Genomic DNA, 22,879 nt, shown 5'->3' with positions numbered 1-22,879 from the left:
GCCTCGCTTCTACTGAAATATCTTACTTTTTAAAACGGGCTTGAATACACCGGGTTTGTTGTCAAATCTTTGTCGGTAAGTGTCTTGAGAAAAGCCACTAAAGCAGCTCTGTCCTGCGGACTAAGCTGCAAGCCGTTAGGCAATTGTTGCTGAAAAGAAGGATCCAATGTCGAAGAATTTCGTACCAGGTTATAATGACCTACCACTTGCTCTAAGGTCTTGAAACGTCCGTCATGCATATAAGGCGCTGTAATGGCTACGTTGCGCAGAGATGGCACTTTGAATCTGGCACGATCGCTTGCCAGGCCTGTTACGCCTTCCCTTCCAATATCTATGAAATCGGCATCTGCATCCAGTCCGTTATTCATGAAAGCATCGTTCTCGAAATTAGCTCCGCCGTGACAATGCTGGCAATCGGCGCCGGACTGTGCAGGGAAGCCGGGATTGTATTCAGTGAAGAATAAAAACCGGCCCCTTTCTTCTTCAGGGGTAAGCGTGGCTTTCCCCGCTTTGTAATCATCAAATTTGGATGATTTCGAAACAATGGTCAGCATAAATTGCTCCATCGCTTTCGACATCAGTTCCGACGTAATGGTTTCGGTACCGAAGGCTTTCCTGAATTGGTTCCGGTATGTCTCATCGGCCTGTAGTTTGGCTACAACGTTATCCAGTGTTTCGTCCATCTCCAGTGCATCCTGAATAGGCTTCAATGACTGGTCTCTTAATAAATGCGCTCTTCCGTCCCAGAAAAATTCATTGCTGTTCCAGGCCATATTGGAAACAGACATGGCCTGCCTTTTACCATGCATTCCTCTTACTCCGATAGATAATGCTGCGGTATCGCTAAAAGCAAATTGCTGCATATGGCAGGAGGAGCAAGACTGGGTATTGGTTCCTGACAATTTTTTTTCATAAAACAGCATCCTGCCCAGTTTAACACCTTCTCTTGTCAAAGGATTATCAGCGGGCAGGTTTGGAGTTGGGAATGTTCCGATATCCAGTGTATATGGTTCATCGGGTTCTTCAACGGGATCTTTCTTACAGGCATTAATGGTAACTATTGTCAGCATTAATAAGGCTAAGATTCCGGTTATTTTTATTTTATTCATTTTTAAATCTTTTATCTCTTATGAAATTGTCATCAGAAAGTGTTTTAAGGAAGGCAATGAGATCTTGTTTCTCCTGCGCAGATAAATGCAGCGGTTTTAACAGCACGCTTTTATTCGGATGGTTTACGCCGCCTGAATTGTAATGTTCTATAACGGCTTCCAGATTTTTCAGGCTGCCGTCGTGCATATAAGGCGCTGTAAGTGCAATATTCCGGAGCGTGGGTACTTTAAATTTGTCGCGGTCGCTTTCCACATGTGTAAAACGCATCCTTCCACTGTCGGCGTATTGCAGGTAAAGCCCGTTATTCTCAAAGCTGTAATTCGTAAAATTGAAATCACGGTGGCAGCCGGAGCAATTTGTTTTCTCCGAAAAAAAGAGATTCATGCCGTTTAATTCATTTGCAGTAAGCGCGTTTTTTTTGTTTTGATAATAATATTGATCAAAACGGCTGTTGCCGCTTATTAAGCTTCTCTCAAAACATGCAATTGCCCTTGTAATTACAAAAGGATCTAATTCGCGCTTGTAGGCCTTCAGCGCCATTACGCTATAGGTGCTGTCTTGTTTCAGTCTTTCTGCAAGATCAAGAATTTCCATGTTAAATTCATTGTGCTCCTGAACAGGCACGAGCACCTGCATCTCTAATGTCGGTACACTGCCGCCACGCAGATAATAGGGATGATAACCAATGTTGGCTAATGCAGGCACATTGCTTACGCCCATTGCCCCTAAATCGCCGGGGCTGAATGCCAGCGAATCGCTAAAGGCAAATTCCTGACGATGGCAGGAACCGCAACTTATGGTGTTATTTAAAGATAACTTTTTATCGTAAAACAGCTTTTTACCTAATTGCCAGCGTTCGGTAGTAAATGTATTGTCTTCCGGAATGCTCATAGAAGGGAAGCCCACAGGTATTTCCATGAGTTGAGGTTCCTTACTGATAATGCCGAGCTTGCTTTTTTCGCATCCTATGTAAACGATGGCCTGCATTAACAATATTAATACTATTCCGGCGCGCAATTTCATGGATTACTCTATTACCAGCATTTGTGTGGATACAAGAATACCTTTATTGTACAAGGCCAAGACATAATTTCCGGGAGCTGTATTTTTTAATGCGATGACATTGCTTTTTAATACATTTCCGGATTCTGTAACGGCGCCCTGCATATTCATTATCTTGTACTGAGAAACAGTGCCGGATGAATTGGAAAGGTCAATATGAATTTCTTTTTTGCCCGGATTAGGGTAAATGCGAATGTTTTTATCAACCGATAATTCATTTATGGCTGTTGAACCGGAGCCGGGCTTAAACACATGGTCTCTGAAGTTTTTAAGCATGTCAAGATCTGCGGTATTAACGCCATGCAATAATGGGCCGGATGCAACATCTATGCCTTTTAAAGCCTGTGTATAGTCTGCATCCAGGTTGATAGTGATATTATCCCCGTTTACAACACCGGGAGCCATAACCGTTTGCTGGAAATAGTTTTCGTTCCAAAGGCCGTGCAGCTGAAATTCAGTGTTGAAATTATTGCCTGCTTTACCTTCGAGGGCTACAAAGCGATAGCCTGCCGCCCAACCCCAATGCATAGAGGGTGTTTGAAAGCCAAGTGGCCCGAATTGCGTGGAAGGATCTGCATTGTTCTCAGGCGTATCAACCCCAATAGAGAATTTGATTCCTTCAACATTCGTAACATTCAGGCTTCCCAAAGGCTCCGAAACATTATAGCTTCCTTTCACCATAATATAATTTGGCACCGGGGTAATCTGTCCGCCGTCATGTATGATTTTAATGCCGGAAATATAATAATCGACCCGTGTAATCTGAAAATTCTGCGTCAAATCGTTTTGGGCAGTTGTATTGAAAGCAAAATTATTGGCCCCCAATTTGTGAGTTATGTTGAGGGTTACATTTTTTTGAGCATTGATTTTACTGAACGTAATGATGGATATAAGTAAGAAGAGTATTTTTTTCATCTTTAAATTTTTGATTGAAATAAGGAAAATATTTTCCTGATGTATCTGGTTGCCACACAATAATGAGTTGCGCAGGTCAAACTCAAAATAAGAGTTTGGCTGTAACACAAAAAAACGGGGCGCTATATGTGGATTGTTGCTATTTTAGGAGGCACCCAGATAGATGCAAAATTTAAAGAAGCAAACTGAAACGGGTAATTGTTATAGGTATTCTTAACGCTGAAAAATGAAACCTCATTTTCCTGTGTGAATGAATGGCTTATTAAGGCATAACCTGAAACCGAAGTTGCACAATGGCAATAGTCATTACAATCTCTGCAACTTTTCTTCTTATTCTTTGAAGGCTTATTGCAGCAACTGCATTTTTTACCGGTTGCTGCAGCGTTTTCTTTTTTGCAGCAACTTTTTGCTTCATTATTACCTGTACGTTCTTTTACAGCGCTGCAACATGCAAACGAAAGAGCGGGTTCTGATATCAGAAACAATGCTAACAGTAAAAATAATATGTACTTCGGGGACTTCAATGAATGTTTTTTTACTTGGCAAATATAGGTAAATGCTTTTATGTATTGATGCAAGTATTACATTTTCCAATGAAATATTCTAAAAGCGGGTGTGCAGTAAATTACAAGTAATTTTTGATTTCAGCAGGTATTAAACCAAGCTTTCATAAACCTTCATTATATTCCTTGCATGTGCTTCTTCTGTAAAACGGGAAGCATACATTTTGCCTTCTTCTGTCATTTTTGTCTGAAGTGCGGTATCGTTTAAGATTTTATCGATGGCTTTTGCAAGTGCTGTTTCATCATCGGGCGATATATATATACTATCAGGACCACCCGCTTCCTCAAGGCAGGAGCCTGTGGCAGCAATTACAGGGGTGCCTGAATAAAGGGCTTCTAATACAGGAATACCAAAACCTTCAAATGCTGAGGGATAAACAAAAACTTTTGCGAGCTGATAAATTGCGGGCAAGTCGCGGAAATCCACATTTTGCAGGAAGATGACACGATGTTCTAATTGTTCCTGTTTTAAAAACGACTTTAATTGCGCCGCATATTTCGTTTCTTTTCCGATCAGTATCAGTTTAATTTCGGAAGTAGTTTGTTTTAATGCTTTGGCAATTAAAAGTGCATTTTTTCTTTCTTCGATAGTTCCCACATTCAGAATGAAATCATCGGGCAATTGATATTTTGTCTTTATACAGGACAGGTTTTCCTCATTTCTTTTCTCCGAAAAAGAAGCATCGCAACTCTGATATACAACTTCAATTTTTGAACTGTCGGTTCCGAAAAAATGAATGATGTCTCGTTTTGTTTGTTCGCTTATGGCAATGATTTTATCGGAATGTTTACATGCATTCCTGAATTTCAATTTGTATATTTTTCTGTCGGCAGGTTTATAATATTGAGGATATCTCAAAAAAATCAAGTCATGAATTGTTACAACGGTTTTGATGCCTGTTTTTTGAATGCCAATGGGTAATTCATGGCTTAATCCATGATAAATATTGACTCCGTCTTTTTTTAATTGCCTTACCACGAACCTGCTGCGCCACCACGATTTCAGGAAGGGGGATTTTGGAGTGCGGATGCTTATATTTTCTTTATTGAGCAAACCTTTAGTTCTATTGTTGTCTTTGAGTTTGGTTGTATAAAGAAGATAGCTGTTTCCGGGAAAATACAAGGATAAGGATTCGATTACCGATCTGCTGTAATTGCCCAATCCGGTATTATTCAGGAAGGCCCGTTTTGCGTCAAAACCAATTCTAAGCATGTAACAAAGATGCGAAATATTAGCTGTAAAATAACAATGGCTGCCCGTTAATTTGAGCAGCCATGTAATATGAAAATATTGGTTCTTATCTTAATAAAGTAACGTTTCCTGTATATTGTTCGGTGCGGCCGTTTTTCATAAACACTTTTATGTCATAAATGAAAACACCATTCGGTTGGTCTTTACCATTGAATTTACCATCCCATCCACGTCCGTTTGAATTAGCAGTTTCAAATACTTTTTGTCCCCATCTGTCAAAGATATTCATATTGAAGCCAACCACACCAGAAGATAGAAGCTGACGTGGAAGGAAATAATCGTTCACACCATCGCCATTCGGCGTAAATGAATTCGGAATATCTATGTAGCAATCCTTTTTAACTTCTATCACATCGGAGGTAGAGCATTGGTCAATTGTAACGGTACCCGTGTATGTGCCTTCATGTTTCACTTCGATGGATGAGGTAGTTGCTCCGTTGCTCCATAGCCATGTTGCAGCCGGATTTGCTGCATTAATAGCATCAGACAGTATATAAGCTGTGCCATCTAAGCAAATAGCAGTATCGGGGCCGAGATCCAAATGGGGTGCAGCCTTAATAGTAACCGTTGCCGTTTTAACCTCATCAGGACATGCACGGTAATCGGCTGTTGCTGTTACAGTATAAACGCCTGTCTGGTCATATGCATGTGTAACAGGTTTTGCCACATCAGAAATCTGATCAGGTGTGTCTCCGAAATTCCATGTCAGATCATTTAAGCCGCTTTGCACATATTGAGCAGTAATTACCACCGGAGTGCCTTTACATACGGCTGTATCATTTATTTTAAATTTAAGAGTTGGTAACGAATCAACCGAAATAGTTGCATAAGCAGTATCTGTACATGGGATGCCGTTTTGGGCAACAAGCATTACCTGATAGCTGCCCGGCGTAGTATAAGTATAACCCGGGTTTTGTAAAACAGATTGGGAGCCATCTCCAAAATACCAGTAATAAACAGGTCCGATTCCGTTAACTGTCGTTACATTGGAATTATTGGTGAATGAAACAAGGCTACCTTCACAAACTATATCTGCCGAAGGTGTGAAATCTGCCTGAACACTATGTGCAATTACTACGGGTTTTGTTACACTGTCTTTACAATAAGCATTCAAGGCTCTTAGTTTTACGTTATAAGTGCCTTGAGCAGCATATATATGCGTCGGGTTTGTGTCATTGCTGATTTGAGCATCATTGAAGTCCCAGTAATATGAAGTACCATTTGTAGTCGTATTCTGAAAGTGAACCGTATCGCTGCTACAGCTAAAACCGAAATTGAATGTGTAATCTGCTACAGGACTTTGTCTTACGGTTGCCGTAACAGCAGCTCTGTCACTTTCGCAACCCAATGCAGAAGTTTGCGTTACATACCATGTGGTATTACCTGCATTTGCAGTATTTACAACAGGAATTACAGCACTACTTGTCCCTCCAATAGCAGAATCATACCATAAAACATTGGTGCCGGCAGTTATTGTTATCGGCGATCCTGTCTGACCGGAGCAATATGGCGGAACATAAATAGTTGGTGCTACCGGTTTAGGGTTAATAGTTACAATTACGGTATCTCTCAAGCTTTCAATATTGCAATCAGGTATGCCTTGTGTTACATACCAGTTGAATGTACCTGCTACTGCTGTGCTTGGTGTTGGCGCAGATGGTAATGCTGTACCTCCTGTGGGCACTGTGTACCATTTTAAATTAGTTCCTGCCGCTGTTAAAGGTGCGGAAACGCTACCCTGACAATAAGTTACGTCAGTTCCTGCTGGTGGAGCAGGTTCCGGTGCGCCGGTGACATACACATTTTTAATGTCATGTTTTGCCCATAAAGCGCCTGTTCCTGCACTAAATCCAAAATAACCTCCGCTTAAGCTTAATGTTGTAGTTGTTGATATTACCGGCGGATTACCATCAAATGCAACTGTAATTGCTCCGAAATAATAAGTCAATACACATGTATGCCAGTTACCGTTTGTGATAAAAGATAATCCTGTTGCGTCCGGTGCCAATTGTCCCGTAGTGGAGCCTTCAACATAATTCGGAACAGTTCCGTCATATTTACGCAAAGACACCAATGGGTTAAGAGCCGGGGTGCCATCATTATCATAAGTATCCAAAAGCAATACCAAGCCATTGGGATTGGATGGCAATCCTAAACCACCGCCTGTTGTGAAACCTGTTGGCGGATTAGATATGTAATAAAAAGCTATTCCATCTGCCGTTGGCGCAGAGCTAAGCGTAATTCTGAAATCAAATGTTACAGTAAACTGCGAACAATTGGTTAGATTTTGAGGCGTCCCATAATAAACAGAACCCGCCTGATTGGAAGTATTGGAGGTAAGCTGAAAAAGATCGCCGATCGCAGTACCTGAACCGGTACTAATCCAACCTGTAGTATTTAAGGGGGTTCCTGTAAGTTCAAAATTAAAAGCCTGACCTCTTACACTGAGCGTTGCAACAAAAAATGATAAAAATAGAATTAGCTGTTTCATTTTTATTGGGGATAATTTGGAATAATATTAACGATGGTTATGTATTAAGACTCGTAATATTTCGATAAAGATGGGTCTAAATTATAAAATAATAACGATAATATAGTATAGTAACCAAATAATTAGACCTAAATACATCCTGATGTAGAGTTTTGGAAAGGAACATAAAAAAAGATGCCTGTTGCAAAGTTTAGCAACAGGCATCTTTTTTATCTTGATTTAGTCTATTTTCCGTTTTTCTTTAAATATTCTATCAGGAATTGTTTGAACTCACTTTCTGCTTTATACATTGCGGCAAGTTGTTGTGCAGAAATGATCCTCAAAAATCTGTCCTTGTATCTTCCTTTTATTTCCACCATTTTTTGTTCCAGCTTTTGGCGTTGTTCTACCACATATTGGCTATTCGGATTGTTTTCCAAAGCCTTTATTGCCCTTTTTTGAAATAATAATTCATCTGAATAGCTGGTGAAAATGGGAAGGAATTGTTGCATCTGGTTCTGTGTCAGGCTCATTTTATCTGTAATAAATGCAATTCTTAATTTTCTAATCTCAGGATTTGGTGTTGCCTTTTCCTGACCATGTATAGAAAAACTAAACGCAGTTATTAATAATATTAATGAAAAAAATCTTTTTAGCATGTTTTGTATTTCTTTAATCTGTTTTATTGGTCTGGTTAAACTGAATTGCTTAATAAGCCTCAATATCATCTTCCGTAATATTCTCAAGAGCCTGTTTCGTTTTCAGGTCTTTTGAATTTAGCAGGCTTGCACTTAAGCTGTTAATGTCTGTTTCGTCAATGTTATTGGAAAGCCATTCCCTGATTTGTGTTTCAGGAATCTGAGCAAGGCTTTTTTCAAATTTAGCTTCAGATGATATTGTATTATCAGGGCTTAAAAATCTAAAACCGCCAACAAAAAATATCAGAATAATAGAAGCTGCTGCAGCCCATCTTGCCCATTTAATACTTTTTACAGAAGGATGTTCTATGACTTTTCTTTCAATTGTTTTGCGTTGAATCTTTTCTGAAAAATCGATTGCGTTAAAGTAAGTGTGAGGTGCTGTATAACTTGTTTTATCTTTTAAAGATGCCAATAAAGGAGAAATTGTTTCGGTTTCTTCTATATCGCTATCTTGCTGAATGCCTAATTTCTTATATAAATTCTGTTCAAAAGAAGCAAAAAAACCGTCAGGCAACTGATAAGTTTCCATCATGCCAATATCATCAAAGCTTTGGTTTTTGCCTTCGATAACAGGTTGCATCTTTCTTATTTGTTGTAAAACATTGTTTCCGAATTGCTCAAAATAATCTGTCGGAACAGTATAAGGTACTGTTTTATCTATAGTTAAATTAAATTCAGTCTCTATTTGAGAAGCTTTTATGTTTTTAAGAATTTGGCCAGGCAAATATTCAAAATAACCCTCAGGAACATGAAATAATTGTATTTCATCCTCATAGTTGCCTAATGTGGATTTCAGGGTTGTTAATTCCTCCAATATTTCTGCTTTCTTTTTCATAATTGCATTTTAGACCCCATAAGGGCAATGGAAGTTTAATCCTGTTTCAGAAATTCCTCAACCTTCTTAACTGCATGATGATAAGAGGCTTTTAAAGCGCCGGTTGATGTTTCGAGAACTTCCGACATTTTTTCGTAAGGCATTTCGTCATAATATCTTAGCAAAAAAACAGTTCTTTGCTTTTCCGGCAGACTTTGAATAGCCTGTTGCAATTTCCACTCCAGCTTATTTGCATCAAAGCCTTTTTCGGCCTGTAACTTATTGGATAAACCGGATTCGTGGTCTGAAAGGGACAATGAGGCTCTTTTCTTTTCTTTTTCTATAAAAGTCAGAGATTCATTTGTTGCAATTCTGTAAAGCCAGGTATATAAATTCGATTCTTCCCTGAAATTATCCAGATAATTCCAGACCTTAATAAATACGTTTTGAAGAATGTCATTTGCATCATCGTGGTTTACAACCATTCTCCTGACATGCCAATATAATTTTTCCTGATATTTTTTAATAATCTGAGTAAAAGCCCTTTCACGGGTCGATTCTTCTTTGAATGCGGCTAATAACTCCCTGTCATCATCAGGCAACAAAGGTTGCGTCATAAAAATTTGCTTTGGGGTAAAAATAATAAAATGATTCTGATTTATCTAATATCGTCAAATTAATTAATGTACTATTTCACAGTGATTTTTGATTAGCGAATTTTTACTATATTTTTATGAAGCAACCGCAAGATATAAAACTGTTCTGCTCTTGCGATGTATCTGTTAAAATTCTAACTTACAATTAACGATTTGTTCTTTTTCAACATCTGGAATACATCAGGTGCAAACATCTTACATTTGCCGCATGACACCAAAAATTAGCCCTCGTATCGTTTTTATGGGTACGCCCGACTTTGCGGTTGCTTCACTGAACGCATTGATTGAAAATGGTTATAATATAGTTGCCGTTGTTACTGCTCCCGATAAACCCGCCGGACGTGGCATGCAACTAAAAGCCTCTGCTGTCAAAGAATATGCACTTTCGCAACAATTACCCCTTCTGCAACCCGACAAATTAAAGAATCCGGATTTCATTGAAAGTTTAAAAGCATTACAAATTGATTTACAGATTGTAGTGGCTTTTCGCATGCTGCCTGAAGTGGTTTGGAATATGCCGCCAATGGGAACTGTGAATGTACACGCATCTTTATTACCTCAATATCGTGGTGCTGCACCCATTAACTGGGCAATTATAAACGGAGAGACAGAAACCGGTGTTACCACTTTCAGATTGAAACATGAGATTGATACCGGTAATATTTTGTTGCAGGAAAAAGTGGCCATTGAAGAAGATGATAACATAGGAACCGTTTATGAGAAGCTGATGCAGGCCGGAGCTGACTTACTTTTAAAAACAATAGATGGGTTGGTAAATAATTCCATTCCTGAAATGCCGCAACCTGAAAGTAATAAAGAATTGAAGCATGCGCCAAAGATTTTCAAAGAAGATTGTCAGATTTATTGGAAGAAAAAGGATGTGGAATCTATTCATAACCTGATAAGAGGTCTTTCCCCTTTCCCTGCTGCCTTCACATTCCTTGCAGATAAGCAATTGAAAATTTTTGAATCTAAGTTTGAGAAAGAAACAATTAATGCCGAAGCAGGAACGTTTGACTCTGACGGTAAGACTTATTTACGTTTTGCTGCACCGGACGGATGGCTTTATGCTCTGGATGTTCAGTACGAAGGAAAGAAACGTATGAAAATAGAAGATTTCCTGAGAGGGTTTAGGTTGAATTAATTTGTTAGGTTACTGTCAAGTAATAGAATTTGAGTGCGATAATATTTTGAAAAACATCTAAGGACTTACTTAATAATGAAATTTGCAGGCAATTATTTCTATCCATTCTTCTTTCACAATATAAATAAGCCTATGCTCGTCCGTAATCCTTCTTGACCAACAACCTGCATAATCATATTTTAAAGGTTCGGGTTTTCCTGAGCCTTCAAATGGAGTTTTTAATGTTTCCTTTATCAGCTTTTTGATTTTGTTGAAAACCTGTTTATTTTCAGTTTGCCATTCATTGTATTGTTCAAAAGCTATTGGTGTAAAAAGAATCTTTTTCATAAGTCCTTTGACTTGAGTTCAATAAACTTCCCTTTTTTAGCTTGCTTTAATGATTTTTCAAGCATAGCCTTGTTTGCAGAAGAACTGGCTAAATGAGTTGTCGTATCTATTTCTTCTTCTACAGTTATTGTAATTGGCTTCGATTTAAAAGTAGCTTTAATTGATTCCAAAATGTCTGGCGTTATTTCCTGAGCTGACGATAAATGGTATGTTGTGTACATGACTTCAATATTAGTAGATGCAAAAATAAGTTTTATTAACGAGATGCTTTTTATACTATCTATGTTTAACTCAATTCACACTCAGCCTCACCAAATATTGCCCGCTTTCATCTTCCATAACAAACTCCATCTTCCAGCCCTCGTCCTCAGCAATTAACTGAAGGGTGTTCCTGTCAATGTATAACCACGAAAACCAATCTGTTTTTTGCCTGCGGTATTCATATCTGCATTCAATTTCACCATAATAATTATCCATTACGGGAATATCATCTTCATATAAATAAGCAACATCAGAAGAATCGAAAATAAGTTGCCCGCCGGGGTTCAATAAAGTCTTGCAATGATTCAGAAATCTTCTCAGGCCTTCAATATTTCCAACTAATCCGATCCCATTCATCAGCAATAAAAGGGTATCAAATTTTCCATCTTTAAATTTGAAAATATCCTGCTGAATAAATTTTGTTACCCCACGCATTTCCATTACAGAAATCAGTTGGGGCGAAATATCTATTGCCCTTACATCCATTTCCCTGTCTTCCAGAGCCAGAGTATGGCTGCCTGCACCTGCACCAATATCCAGTATTTTTCCTTTGCAAAGGCTTATAGCTTTCAGTTCCAGTTCGGGCATTTCACTTTCCTTCCGGAAGTAAGTCTTTACAGGCATTTCTACCTTTGGTCCATGATGGTCGTGTACCCAAAGGATATGGTTTCTTTCAAAATTATAATAGTCCATTATGGCGTTGCCCAGAATGTCTTTCATGCTTAGTTCTATTAAAAAATTCCGGCTGCCTGAAGCAAACCGGAACTGAAATTCATTATATCGTTATTCTAATGCACCTGTAATTTTTTCAAAGCAATTTCTTCATACAAAGCCTCATACATCGGCACTATTTTGTCAATGGAGAATTCAGAAGCCTGCGCCAATGCATTATCCTTAAATGTTTGAAGTGTTGTTTCCTCTTCCAGTATCTGAATAGCGAATTTTGCCATAGCTTCAACATCACCTACATCGGCAAGGTAGCCGGTCTTGCCATGAATATTAATTTCAGGCAAGCCACCTGCATTCGAGGAAATAACGGGAACTCCGCAGGCCATTGCTTCCAATGCCGCCAGTCCGAAGCTTTCGTATTGAGAAGGTAGCAGGAATAAATCAGCAATGTTCAATATTTCTTCCATCTGGTCTTGTTTGCCAAGAAAACGGATATCGTTGCAGATACCTAACTTTCTGCAGATATCTTCTGCATTCTGTCTTTCAGGCCCGTCGCCAATCATCAATAATTTGGAAGGCATCTTTTCATGTACTTTTTGGAAAACAGCCAGCACATCTTCCACTCTTTTTACTTTTCTGAAATTAGAAACATGCGCCAAAATCCTTTCTCCGTTGGGTGCCAGCATTTTTTTGAAATGCTCTTTATTAGTCAGATGGAAACGCTTGGCATCTACAAAATTGGGGATAACCAGAATATCTTTTTCTATCTCAAATGATTTGAAAGTCTCTTCTTTCAGGTTTTCAGAAACCGCTGTAATGGCGTCCGATTCGTTTATGGAAAAAGTAACCACGCATCCGTAAGTGGAATCTTTGCCCACCAATGTAATATCGGTTCCGTGTAAAGTAGTTATAAAAGGAATATCGCTGCCCTGTTTCCTTAGCATTTGTCTTGCAAAATAAGCTGAAGAAGCATGTGGAATGGCATAATGTACATGTAGTAAATCCAGGCCGTTGTTTTTCACCACATTGAACATCGTACTTGCCAATGCAGTTTCATAAGGAGGAAAATCGAAAAGAGGATATTTGGGAACAATTACTTCGTGATAATAAATATTAGGTCTGAACACATTTAAGCGAACCGGCTGCTGGTAAGTTATGAAATGAATTTCATGGCCTTTGTCGGCAAGAGCAAGCCCAAGTTCCGTAGCCATAACACCACTTCCGCCAAATGTTGGATAACAAACAATTCCTATCTTCATAATGTGTTTTAAATGAACCGCAAAGATAGCAATAATAAAGCCTGTCCGAAATAGACAGGCTCTATGAACTTATTATTAACCTTGTTTTGCGTTGCTGAAAACGTAAGCCTTAACAAGCATAGCATCTGTCTCGCTCAGCTTGGCTTTAGGAATCATCCCTTTCAGGATAGGCGTCCATTGTGTTATAGTAAACGCAGTTGTTGCGAAAAGTTTATGACATTTGGCACAGTTATTATTATATACCGTTTTGCCTGATTCTATTTGTTCTGCAGTGTAAGTTGTACCGGCTACAGTTGCAGACGATGGCGTTGCAGTTTCCGGCGGAGCAGCAACATCAGTTGTCGTTGCTTTTGGTGTTTCAGCAATCGTTTTACTTGCTTTTGGCGTACATTTTACCATAATAAAAGTGCCTGCCATCAACGATAATATTATTGTTGCTTTTCTCATTCTTGTATTTTGTTTAGTAATTTCAAAGATAGGTTTTGTCATATAATTGTAAGAATATTTTTTATAGAAATCTCTGTTATTAAGGAGGAGTTAACCAACCCCCTTTTTCTCAACCGGATGCTTAAGTGAGCAACCAACCGTCTGATTTCTCAGGTCTAAGGCGCAATATTATTCAAAATCACGTGAATGATATTTGGGCGGAAATTCTCTTCCGTCAATTTTCCTTTAACAGAATCAGGAGAAATAAATATTATGCTGAAAATATTTTTTCGTACTTTAAAATTTCAATCATCTTTGCAGCATGGAAATAAGAATAGTGGTTGCCGCTTCCGAAGATAATTTTATTGGTATAGACAATCAGCTGCCCTGGCATCTGCCCGAAGACCTCAGATTTTTCAAAAAAATGACCTCCGGGATGCCTGTTGTAATGGGGAAAAATACCTGGCTTTCGTTAGGACGTGCGCTTCCAAATCGTTTGAATGTAGTCATTTCTTCTTCATTAAACAATTTGCCGGAAGGTGTTTTAATCTTCGATTCTTTGGAAAATGCTATTGCCCATCTAAAGTCAGAAGGTAATGAAACCATTAGTATCATTGGTGGAGGGCAAATTTATAAGGCTGCACTACCTTTTACCGACGTGGTTTATCTTACCAGAATCCATACGATTTTAAGAAATGGCACCGCTGCCTTCCCGCCGCTTTCAGAAAACGAATGGAAGCTGACATGGGAAGAGCCGCACACTGCCGACGAAAAAAACAAATTTGACTATACTTTTCAAAAATGGGAACGCATCTGAGCATGAAACATATATTGCAAAGAGGGAAACATTTATGGAAGGCAAAAGGCAGGCACGGAACGCATTCTCCTTTTGTTTATGCTTTTGTAGAACAGGTTTTACGTTCAAAAAAAAGATTTCAGGTTAAAAATTCACCACTGAGCCAAAAACAAATCAATCAGATTAACAGGTCGATTCAATATCTGGGTGCAGATGTTATTTATGCTGATGCCTTTTTGTTTGAAACAATAAACGCTTTGAGCAACCATGCATCGTCGGCAAAATTTAAAGTTCTTCCATTAGATATATCAAAAGAAGATTATAAAGACGGCGCCTGCTTTGTTTGTTTTTCTGGCAAAGCATCAAACGATTTTTTAATAAATATTGTAAAGCAGTCTACATGCGCTGCCATTATTCCATTAAATCAAAAGAATAAAAACCAAAAACAATATTGGGAACATTTAAAGAATGAGCCAATATTTAAAATGGCATTGGACACCTGGTATATTGGTTTCATTTCAAACCATCCTGATTTTAAAATAAAACAATACTTCCGGCTAAGGTAAATGGTTGTCTGCTTATTGCACGCAGATAGGTAACAATCCTGAAAGAATTATACAAGCTGTTCTTTCAACTGTTTTTTAGTAAGATGATCCAATAAAATCAGGAAAATAATGCCGAGATAAAACATGGCTCCGATCTTGTGTGTTTCCCAAAGCTCTGAGAAAAAGTTATTCACGAAACCTGCAGCGAGCATCATTACAATACCCATGGTAAGATTTCTATAGTATGGGTCCTGAGTGCGATGATATATTCTTTGGCCAAAAGCAAAAATAGCCATCATCAATATAGCATATAAAATAGTTGCGGGCCATCCCTGTTCTACCAGCAAAAACATGAAATAGTTGTGCGTGGTAGATTTTTCTTCATTCCGGCTTACCCACGTTTTAAACATGGGTGAAGTGTAATTTTTATAATAATCATAGAAATTATTGGGGCCAACACCTACAATCATATGATCCTGGCTCATCCTTGCTACAGCTATCCATCTATAAAAGCGCTCCATGGAAGACATGTCTGTTCCCTGAAATGTGGCAGTCATCAGGTCGCCGAAAGTACGTTGAGTTGCTGTGTATTTTATATTAGGTCTGTACTTTACAAAAGTGTAATTATTGCTTAAATAAAATGCCATACTTGCAACGAAAATATAGAACATCGGAAGCACGAAATTGACCAGTCGCTTTTTTACTGCAAAATTTATAACCAGACAAAAGATGACTCCCAGCATAGCAGCCCTTGCGCCTGTATACCATATAGCAGGTATTAAGAAGATAACCAACGCCAGTGCCAATCTGTTAAGATTTTTTTTACCCTTTGTTAATTGATAGGAAATCAACATCAATGGAAACATCATTGACAGAACAGTAGAGTGATCTACGTGATTGAAGTAAAAAGGTTGCACTACAAAGTTACTATCCCAGTAATCAAAACGCCTGATGCCATGCCATATAAACACAAAAACAGCATGAACCATCAACGGAATGGAAAAAAGAAGAAAGGCTTTTCTGATATCTTTTTTATCCTTTATAATCATGGATGAAACCAACAGGTAACTGACAAGGAACCATATTTTGGCAGCCAGAAATTTAAAAGACAAAAAGTGATTTTGGGAAAAAAACACTGCAACAACAAGCCACACAAATTGCAGGAAAATAATTAAAGTAATGGGATGCTTCAGAAACCAATGCGGAATGCGTTTATAATTTACAGCAAGAACCAATAAAGTTAAAGGAACAAAGATCCACATCATCTGTTCATCGGGAACCGTTGTAGACATGGAACCTAAATGAATTTCAGCTGATAAAGGAATAGAGAAAATAAAGAACCAGTAAAAAGATTTCCAGTCAAGTATTACCCACGCTGCAATTACTATTACAAATGGAATGGCTAAAATAAAATAATTACCGGTGAAGGAAAACGCAGCAATGCATAACAACATCAATAAAGCTCCTATGACCATTATTAATCTGGCATTTTTTTCAATCTGCTGAAAAGAAGCTTGCATGTACGTCCTTATGTATTTTTAGAAATTTCGTGTAAAACGGAAAAGTATATTAACTGATCAATGTCTTATTCAGTTTTCTCTTTTTTATGTTGCATTACAAACTGATAAAATCCGCCAAGCAATACCAGAACACAAGCAAAGAAGAAGGCAGCTATGGTACTTGCCCCAACAATGATTAAGGTTTTAGGATGCGTGGCGCCAAAATTGGGTCGTGCTTCCTGAATGACATAGAAAAGACGAATTTTTCCGTTAGCCATAACCTGATATTCATTCATCAGCGATTCATAATTTGCAACATCATTAGCCAGTTTGTCTTTTCTGATTACCAGCTCCTGCAGTCGTTCCAACGATGAAGCACTGGATGGATTTATTGCATTGTTTCCGGAATTGATGGTTTCACCCCGCGTCGGCAGTAATTGGGTATAGTTGCCGATTGCTGTTCTGGCAATTTGTATGGAATCATCCAATACATTAATACTGTCACGTATTGCAATTGCTTTGTCATTCAATGCTTCCGTAACATCTTTATTTGTAAGAAGGAAATAATTCAGGAAAGTAGTTTCCAGAAATTGACGTGCTGCGTTGGTAACCTTTGCTGCTCTTTCCGGATCCGGATCTGTATAGAATATTTCGATATTTTTGGTATCCTCCATTACAGCTTTAAAATTGCCGCGAACCTCTTCAATTATCTTTCCATCGTCTTCCATATTATAGGCCTTTCTCAGATTGAAAGAATCTATCAGATACCATAAGATAGCGTCGCTTTTGGCAATTGTCTTAACGTGGTCCACATCATCAGCAATGGCAAAGAACTCTTTGTTTTCAAAATTTGAGTTTCTGAATACAAAGTTCCGGTCAATTAATAAAGGGTTTTTTACAATAAAGACAGACCTGGAGGTATATCCTTTTGGTTGCAGGCTGCAAAATACAATACTGATAATAAGCGCTGCCAATGTTATGGAAATGACAAAAACCTTCTTTTTGAAAATCTGTTTGAAAATGCCGATTAGGTCAAAGCTTTGATCGTTCATTTATTGTTTTTTTATTTAAACTAATGAATTCATTGTTTATTATCCTGATAATGATGTTTTTGTTTTAAACACTTTCGCCAGCTTTCATTTTCTCTGAGTTTTCGGCAAATTGCAATGCTTCTACCATTTCATGAATGTCTCCGTTCATAAAATCGTCCAGCGAATATATGGTCATATTGATCCTGTGATCGGTAACTCTCCCTTGCGGATAATTATATGTCCTGATTTTGGCAGAGCGATCTCCGGTACTGACCAAACTTTTTCTGCGGCTTGAAATAGCTTCCTCATGTTTTCTTACTTCTTCTTCGTAAAGCTTGGTTCTTAGCATATTCATTGCCTTTTCCCTGTTGCCTAATTGGGTACGCTCCGTCTGACAAATAATAACTGTTCCTGTCGGAATGTGCGTTAGCTGAACTTTCGTTTCTACCTTGTTTACGTTTTGTCCTCCCGAACCGCCACTTCTGGAAGTTTCCATTTTAACGTCACTCTCTTTCAATTCAAAATCGATTTCTTCTGCTTCCGGCATAACAGCAACTGTTGCCGCCGAAGTATGAACCCGCCCGCTTGCCTCTGTAGCGGGTACGCGTTGTACACGGTGTACACCGCTTTCAAATTTTAAAGTTCCGTAAACATCTTCACCCGTAATTTCAAGCTGAATCTCTTTATAGCCGCCAACTGTTCCTTCCGCTTCTGAAAGCATTGCTACTTTCCATCCTTTTCTTTCACAATAGCGCATGTACATACGCAAAAGGTCTCCGGCAAAAATGCTGGCCTCATCTCCGCCGGTACCGGCACGAATCTCCATAATGGCATTTTTCTCATCCTGTGGATCTTTGGGAATGAGTAACTGACGGATAGTTTCTTCCAGTTTTTCTTTCTCTGCTTCCTGAATATCAAGATCTTCTTTGGCCATATTTCTAAGATCTTCATCACTCTCCGTTTCAAGAACTTCTTTACCAAATTCAATGGCATCCAGGCAGTTGCGGTATTTATTATATTCCGTGACAATAGGCTCCAGTTTTCTGTATTCTTTGGAAATCTGGGTAAAACGTTTATTGTCGCTGACTATTTCGGGATTGGTTAAAGCAGTGCCCAAATCTGTAAACCGGGCCTTTATAGCTTCTAATTTTTCTATCATAATAAAAGTGCGCGAATTTAAGAATATTAGCTGTCATTTTTAGAAAAATAAAAAATCTATGCCATATCAAATGAAAAGAGCTTGTCCGGTTGAACAAGCTCTTTTCATTTATTCTGATACGTTACCGGATCAGGGTTACATTTCCCTGCATTTTGAAGTTTCTGCCGCTGTCAGATACAGCATCGATTACATACATATAAACACCCAAAGGTTGCGCCACATCGTTATATGTTCCATCCCAGCCTGCGTCAATATTGGTGCTGTTGTAAACTTTATTACCCCATCTGTTATAAATAGTGAAACTGTTCAGCTTGGCAATGCCACGTTTGCTTGGTTTGAATACCGGATTGGCATTATTGCCCGGCATGAAGGCATTTGGCATATCCAATACTGTTTCTTTCACCAGGATATCAACTGAATCCTTAATGGCACAACCATGTTCGGTAGTTGCTGTTACGAAATAACGTGTCCTTACCTCCGGACTCATGTGCGGATTGGAAACCAAAGAATTGTCTAATCCTGAAGATGGGAACCAGGAGAAATACATGCAGTTGGTTCCGGGTTCTATCTGATAATTTTCTCCCGGATAAACATTTACGCTATCAGGAAGGTTTATAGTTGCAGCAGGATAAACACTTACAGTTACTTTTTCCGTATCCAGACAATTATGCGCATCGGTGATCAAAACGGTATATTCTGTTGTCTGAGGAGGATTAGCTATCGGGTTTGCAACATTTGTGCCCGAAAGTCCATACAAAGGGCTCCATTGGTAAGTATCGCCACCATTTGCCCAAAGATTAACAGCTCCGTTAATTCCGCTGCAATATCCCGTATCAGAAACTATACTTCCAAAACCGGTTGGATAAACAGTAACATTAACCGTATCTGCATCAGCACAACCGATAGGTGTTTGTATATTCAGAATATAAGTAATATCCTCATCGGCAATGAAATGAGTATTAGGGCCGTCAGGATTAGTAAGATCCGTAACAGGTGTCCAGCTATATACATAATCATTTCTGAATGGTGTTACTGCCGATTCCAGCGTTACATCTGTTCCCTGACAGACATATTTATCTTCAGAAACAGTTAAGTGAGGCATATAGTGCATTCCGATGTTTATAATTACGGAAGTATCCGGACAATTTGCATAAGAACCGGTAAGTGTATAAACATTTGGTTGATTTACCGTGATGGTAGGATTTAATGCAGTACTGTCGCTTACACCTGTTGATGGAACCCAGCGATAAGTATATCCATTTCCACCTATAGCTGTAATCGGAACAACAGTTCCTTCGCATACTACCATGTCGGAGTTGATTATATCAAGAATTCTTGGCGCCAGGTCAATGGTTACCGTTTTAGTATCTTCAAATTCACAAATACCCGGAGCTGCATTTTTTACAGTTACATTATATATAGTGTTTATGGAAGGATCTACTGTTATATCAGCTGTATTATTCGCGCCTATGATGCCATTTAACGGGCTCCATTCAATAGAAGTATATTGTGATGGATTGTTTATTGTTGCACCGACATGGATTGATTGTTCAAGCGTACATAATATTGTGTCGTGTACATCAAAGCTTGGCGGCTCCACCTGAAGGACTGTAACAGTTATAAATGCCGTATCGTCCGTAACACAGGACTCAGGGTTGTTTGCGTGTAATGAAATGGTATATGTTCCCGCTGTTGTAAAAGTATGTGTCGGTTCGGCAAGGTTTGATGTTGGAGAACCATCACCAAAATCCCATGTAAATGCCTCTGCAGATGTTGAAGTATTTACAAAATGCACCTGATAAGGAGCACAACCTGTGTCGTTACCACTCAATACAGGATCTAATTCAAAATTTGAGTTTACACCTGTTGCCTCAAAGTTGAATTTGTATGTATAAATATCGTTAGACGTATTTTGTTTCTGTTCTGACCAGGCTCCCGGAGTTCCTACAGAAGTCGCACCATTTGTAGCCGAACAAAAACTGTGGTAAACAATTCCCTGAGGATCCAGTCTTGAAGTGCCGCAATGTGGATGGTCTCCGGTTCCGATTCCATAAAAAGATGCAAATAATAAGGCATTGAAATCAGGTTCCAGCACACAAAACCAGAATGGCTTGGAAACTGCACTGAAAGCATCCGGAGTAGTTGGCAGGTTCGGAGCAGCATGACTTGGAGTTAACCCGGCAACATACACATTTTGACAAATGTCTAACAGGAATGCCGTTGGAAGATATCTTATAATGGTACTGGTTGACGTAGGTGTCTCCGGATTACCTACTCTTGTTGAAAGTAAAGATGTAGTAAGTGTACTATTAAGCTTATCTATATAAACGTCTCCGTTCGCTATAGAAAAAACTCCTGCTGAAACGGGATAACCACTGTTTCCCATTGTTCTTCCCATAACATAGATATTATCGCTGCCATCTACCTGAAGTTTTGCAGCATTCTCATTATCAGCAGTGCCTAAATAAGTAGATGCAATAAGTGTATTTTGATTTGGATTGATGATGCCTGCATAACCGTCCCAGCCACCGGGAGCTGTTGTGTGTAACGTCCCTGCGGTAGTTGTGATATTAGCACTTTGTGTGCCGCCTACAACTACTGCATGACCATTGGATAAAAATTCGATTCCATATAATGCATCATCTCCGTTACCGCCGTAATAAGAGCTGTAATCAAGTGAAGTACAATTTGCGCTTAATTTACAAACGATACCGTCACTCCCTCCGGCATTAGCTGCTTGAAATGCGGCGGCAGTTACAGGGAAATCGGCTGATTCCGTATTGGAGACAATCCATATATTACCTGCATTATCAAAATTCAATTCACAGGGACTTAAAACGCCTGATGAAGTCAAAGTACTTTGAGTAGAAGGAGTGGTATTTCCAAATATATCCAAAAGCGCACCATCTCGCCCTCCTCCGCCAATGTAAGTACACCCAACCAGAGAAGAACCGTCTACGCTGAATCTGACAACATATAAATCTGATGGGCCACCACTAAATGTATTATCAAATGCACCGGCCGTAGTAGGAAGGTTGTTGGCTATTGTAGCTCCGACCATTACTAATTCATTTTGGCTATTGCAACGCAAAGCATTAGGCTGCGTACTTGCGTTACCTCCAAAATAAGTTGAATAAATCAGCGTATTTCCGGAAGCGTTGTATTTATTGATACAAACACTATTAGTACCTGGAGATGTAGTTTGAAATGCTCCAATAGTAGTAGGCCAGGTTATGCCTGATGTAAATCCGGCAGCATATGTATTCCCAAGTGCATCGTAGGTAGTGCTGTAAGCATAATAAGCTCCGTTACCCGTAGCGCCGCTATAGGTAGCAAATACCAAAACAGGATCAATGACCAACTCTTTTGTATGATCGTAATCTTCTAACAACTCATAACTTAAAATGCCTTTGGTAAGTTTATAGCGGGAACGGATTTCTTTTTGTTTGCCATCAATTATTTGATATGTATATGGCGCTTGCTCCGTCACCTCATTTACAGAAGTAACGATTTTTAAATTTCCATCTTTGGTTATTTCAGGAGAAACACCTTCAAATGATATTTTAATCTGATTTACTTCTGCACCCGGAGCTATAGTAAAATCATATTTAAGAGAAAGGCCTTTACTATAGATAGTTGCATTAATTCCTTTGTAAATATTGTTTTGATTTACAACACCATACATCCCGACTTTACTCGCCCATTTTGATTTATCATTCCCGATGAAATAATTGTTATAATTGGAACTTTTCTCACCTGTTGTATATTTAATATCCTTATTTGAGCCGATAAAACTCACTTTATAAGAATGGTAATGAAAAACCATATTGGAAACATCTTTTCCAGCTTCGGCAGCATGGTGATAATTTTCTTCATCCTCCATGTTTTCATAGTTATATACAAAACCATTATCGGTGATAAACATATATCCACCCGGAATACCTGTCATGTATTTAGCTTCCGGTGTCCATTGGCCTTTATTTTCAATAAATTTAAGGGCAACTTCTTTGTTGTAATGAGGCAATTCGCCTGTAGCTAGATGTTTGATTTTTGCGGATGCCATAGTTCCTGTTATAGCTAACAAAAACACCGGCAATACATGTTTTAATTTTATTAAATTCATTAAGTCAAATTTTGGAATAGAAAATCTTAGCGCAATATAGCCAATTTTATAAACCAATAGACATGTACATGTGGTATTATGGTTGGTAACTTTGATT

21 protein-coding genes are annotated in these 22,879 nt (G+C 38.7%); 3 read left to right on the top strand and 18 right to left on the bottom strand.

Going from position 1 to position 22,879, the window contains the following annotated elements:
* Positions 1 to 29 precede the first annotated feature (29 nt).
* The 9 genes from F0919_RS02275 to F0919_RS02240 form a co-directional block, all read right to left on the bottom strand.
* The gene (locus F0919_RS02275; protein ID WP_150031091.1) at positions 30 to 1,109 is read right to left on the bottom strand and encodes a cytochrome-c peroxidase; all 1,080 of its coding nucleotides are present in this window, start codon (positions 1,107 to 1,109) and stop codon (positions 30 to 32) included.
* Positions 1,102 to 2,133 carry a cytochrome-c peroxidase gene (locus F0919_RS02270; protein ID WP_216629354.1) on the bottom strand — a complete coding sequence of 344 codons (1,032 nt, stop codon included), beginning with the start codon at positions 2,131 to 2,133 and terminating at the stop codon, positions 1,102 to 1,104. The genes F0919_RS02275 and F0919_RS02270 overlap by 8 nt, the downstream gene beginning before the upstream one ends.
* A 3-nt stretch (positions 2,134 to 2,136) precedes the next feature.
* A complete protein-coding gene (locus F0919_RS02265) occupies positions 2,137 to 3,087 on the bottom strand; it encodes an MbnP family protein (protein WP_150031090.1) in 951 nt (316 codons plus the stop codon).
* Positions 3,088 to 3,349: 262 nt separating this feature from the next.
* Positions 3,350 to 3,502, bottom strand: a complete 153-nt coding sequence (locus F0919_RS18370; protein ID WP_190277232.1) for a hypothetical protein — start codon at positions 3,500 to 3,502, stop codon at positions 3,350 to 3,352.
* 239 nt (positions 3,503 to 3,741) lie between these two features.
* Positions 3,742 to 4,863, bottom strand: a complete 1,122-nt coding sequence (locus F0919_RS02260; protein WP_150031089.1) for a glycosyltransferase family 4 protein — start codon at positions 4,861 to 4,863, stop codon at positions 3,742 to 3,744.
* An 85-nt stretch (positions 4,864 to 4,948) separates the two neighbouring features.
* Positions 4,949 to 7,393, bottom strand: a complete 2,445-nt coding sequence (locus tag F0919_RS02255) for a PKD domain-containing protein (protein ID WP_150031088.1) — start codon at positions 7,391 to 7,393, stop codon at positions 4,949 to 4,951.
* A 224-nt stretch (positions 7,394 to 7,617) separates the two neighbouring features.
* Entirely contained in the window at positions 7,618 to 8,031 is a 414-nt protein-coding gene (locus F0919_RS02250) for a hypothetical protein (RefSeq protein WP_150031087.1), read from the bottom strand.
* A 49-nt stretch (positions 8,032 to 8,080) separates the two neighbouring features.
* Positions 8,081 to 8,908 (bottom strand): hypothetical protein, encoded by an 828-nt coding sequence (locus F0919_RS02245; protein ID WP_150031086.1) that lies wholly within the window; start codon positions 8,906 to 8,908, stop codon positions 8,081 to 8,083.
* A gap of 35 nt (positions 8,909 to 8,943) precedes the next feature.
* Positions 8,944 to 9,504, bottom strand: a complete 561-nt coding sequence (locus F0919_RS02240; RefSeq protein WP_150031085.1) for an RNA polymerase sigma factor — start codon at positions 9,502 to 9,504, stop codon at positions 8,944 to 8,946.
* Between the two features lie 247 nt (positions 9,505 to 9,751).
* Between F0919_RS02240 and fmt the strand changes: the two genes are divergently transcribed.
* Complete coding sequence (fmt, locus tag F0919_RS02235; protein ID WP_235903441.1) at positions 9,752 to 10,687, top strand: methionyl-tRNA formyltransferase; 936 nt, start codon at positions 9,752 to 9,754, stop codon at positions 10,685 to 10,687.
* A 69-nt stretch (positions 10,688 to 10,756) separates the two neighbouring features.
* Here fmt and F0919_RS02230 read toward each other — a convergent pair whose 3' ends face one another.
* The 5 genes from F0919_RS02230 to F0919_RS02210 all read right to left on the bottom strand — a co-directional run bounded on the left by F0919_RS02230 (position 10,757) and on the right by F0919_RS02210 (position 13,650).
* Positions 10,757 to 11,014, bottom strand: coding sequence for a Txe/YoeB family addiction module toxin (locus tag F0919_RS02230; RefSeq protein WP_150031084.1), 258 nt, complete (start codon positions 11,012 to 11,014; stop codon positions 10,757 to 10,759).
* Positions 11,011 to 11,235: a hypothetical protein gene (locus F0919_RS02225; protein WP_150031083.1), complete on the bottom strand. Its 225-nt coding sequence runs from the start codon at positions 11,233 to 11,235 to the stop codon at positions 11,011 to 11,013. Before F0919_RS02225 ends, F0919_RS02230 begins: the two co-directional genes overlap by 4 nt.
* A 70-nt stretch (positions 11,236 to 11,305) precedes the next feature.
* On the bottom strand, positions 11,306 to 11,995 hold the full coding sequence (locus F0919_RS02220) for a class I SAM-dependent methyltransferase (protein WP_150031082.1): 690 nt from the start codon (positions 11,993 to 11,995) through the stop codon (positions 11,306 to 11,308).
* 68 nt (positions 11,996 to 12,063) lie between these two features.
* Entirely contained in the window at positions 12,064 to 13,203 is a 1,140-nt protein-coding gene (gene bshA, locus F0919_RS02215; protein ID WP_150031081.1) for an N-acetyl-alpha-D-glucosaminyl L-malate synthase BshA, read from the bottom strand.
* Positions 13,204 to 13,278: 75 nt separating this feature from the next.
* Positions 13,279 to 13,650 (bottom strand): cytochrome c, encoded by a 372-nt coding sequence (locus F0919_RS02210; RefSeq protein WP_150031080.1) that lies wholly within the window; start codon positions 13,648 to 13,650, stop codon positions 13,279 to 13,281.
* A 301-nt stretch (positions 13,651 to 13,951) separates the two neighbouring features.
* Here F0919_RS02210 and F0919_RS02205 point away from each other — a divergent pair, with 301 nt between their 5' ends.
* Both F0919_RS02205 and F0919_RS02200 read left to right on the top strand, forming a co-directional pair.
* Positions 13,952 to 14,446: a dihydrofolate reductase gene (locus tag F0919_RS02205; RefSeq protein WP_150031079.1), complete on the top strand. Its 495-nt coding sequence runs from the start codon at positions 13,952 to 13,954 to the stop codon at positions 14,444 to 14,446.
* Positions 14,431 to 14,991, top strand: a complete 561-nt coding sequence (locus F0919_RS02200; RefSeq protein WP_150031078.1) for a hypothetical protein — start codon at positions 14,431 to 14,433, stop codon at positions 14,989 to 14,991. The genes F0919_RS02205 and F0919_RS02200 overlap by 16 nt, the downstream gene beginning before the upstream one ends.
* A gap of 47 nt (positions 14,992 to 15,038) precedes the next feature.
* Here F0919_RS02200 and F0919_RS02195 read toward each other — a convergent pair whose 3' ends face one another.
* The 4 genes from F0919_RS02195 to F0919_RS02180 form a co-directional block, all read right to left on the bottom strand.
* On the bottom strand, positions 15,039 to 16,490 hold the full coding sequence (locus F0919_RS02195) for an O-antigen ligase family protein (protein ID WP_150031077.1): 1,452 nt from the start codon (positions 16,488 to 16,490) through the stop codon (positions 15,039 to 15,041).
* A gap of 65 nt (positions 16,491 to 16,555) precedes the next feature.
* Positions 16,556 to 17,521 carry a Wzz/FepE/Etk N-terminal domain-containing protein gene (locus F0919_RS02190; protein ID WP_150031076.1) on the bottom strand — a complete coding sequence of 322 codons (966 nt, stop codon included), beginning with the start codon at positions 17,519 to 17,521 and terminating at the stop codon, positions 16,556 to 16,558.
* A gap of 64 nt (positions 17,522 to 17,585) precedes the next feature.
* Complete coding sequence (gene prfA, locus F0919_RS02185) at positions 17,586 to 18,659, bottom strand: peptide chain release factor 1 (protein WP_150031075.1); 1,074 nt, start codon at positions 18,657 to 18,659, stop codon at positions 17,586 to 17,588.
* A gap of 121 nt (positions 18,660 to 18,780) precedes the next feature.
* A complete protein-coding gene (locus F0919_RS02180) occupies positions 18,781 to 22,782 on the bottom strand; it encodes a DUF7948 domain-containing protein (protein WP_150031074.1) in 4,002 nt (1,333 codons plus the stop codon).
* Positions 22,783 to 22,879 lie beyond the last annotated feature (97 nt).

Source organism: Taibaiella lutea (assembly GCF_008629695.1).
Taxonomy (GTDB): domain Bacteria; phylum Bacteroidota; class Bacteroidia; order Chitinophagales; family Chitinophagaceae; genus Taibaiella; species Taibaiella lutea.
This window is presented reverse-complemented; position numbering and strand designations above follow the sequence as displayed.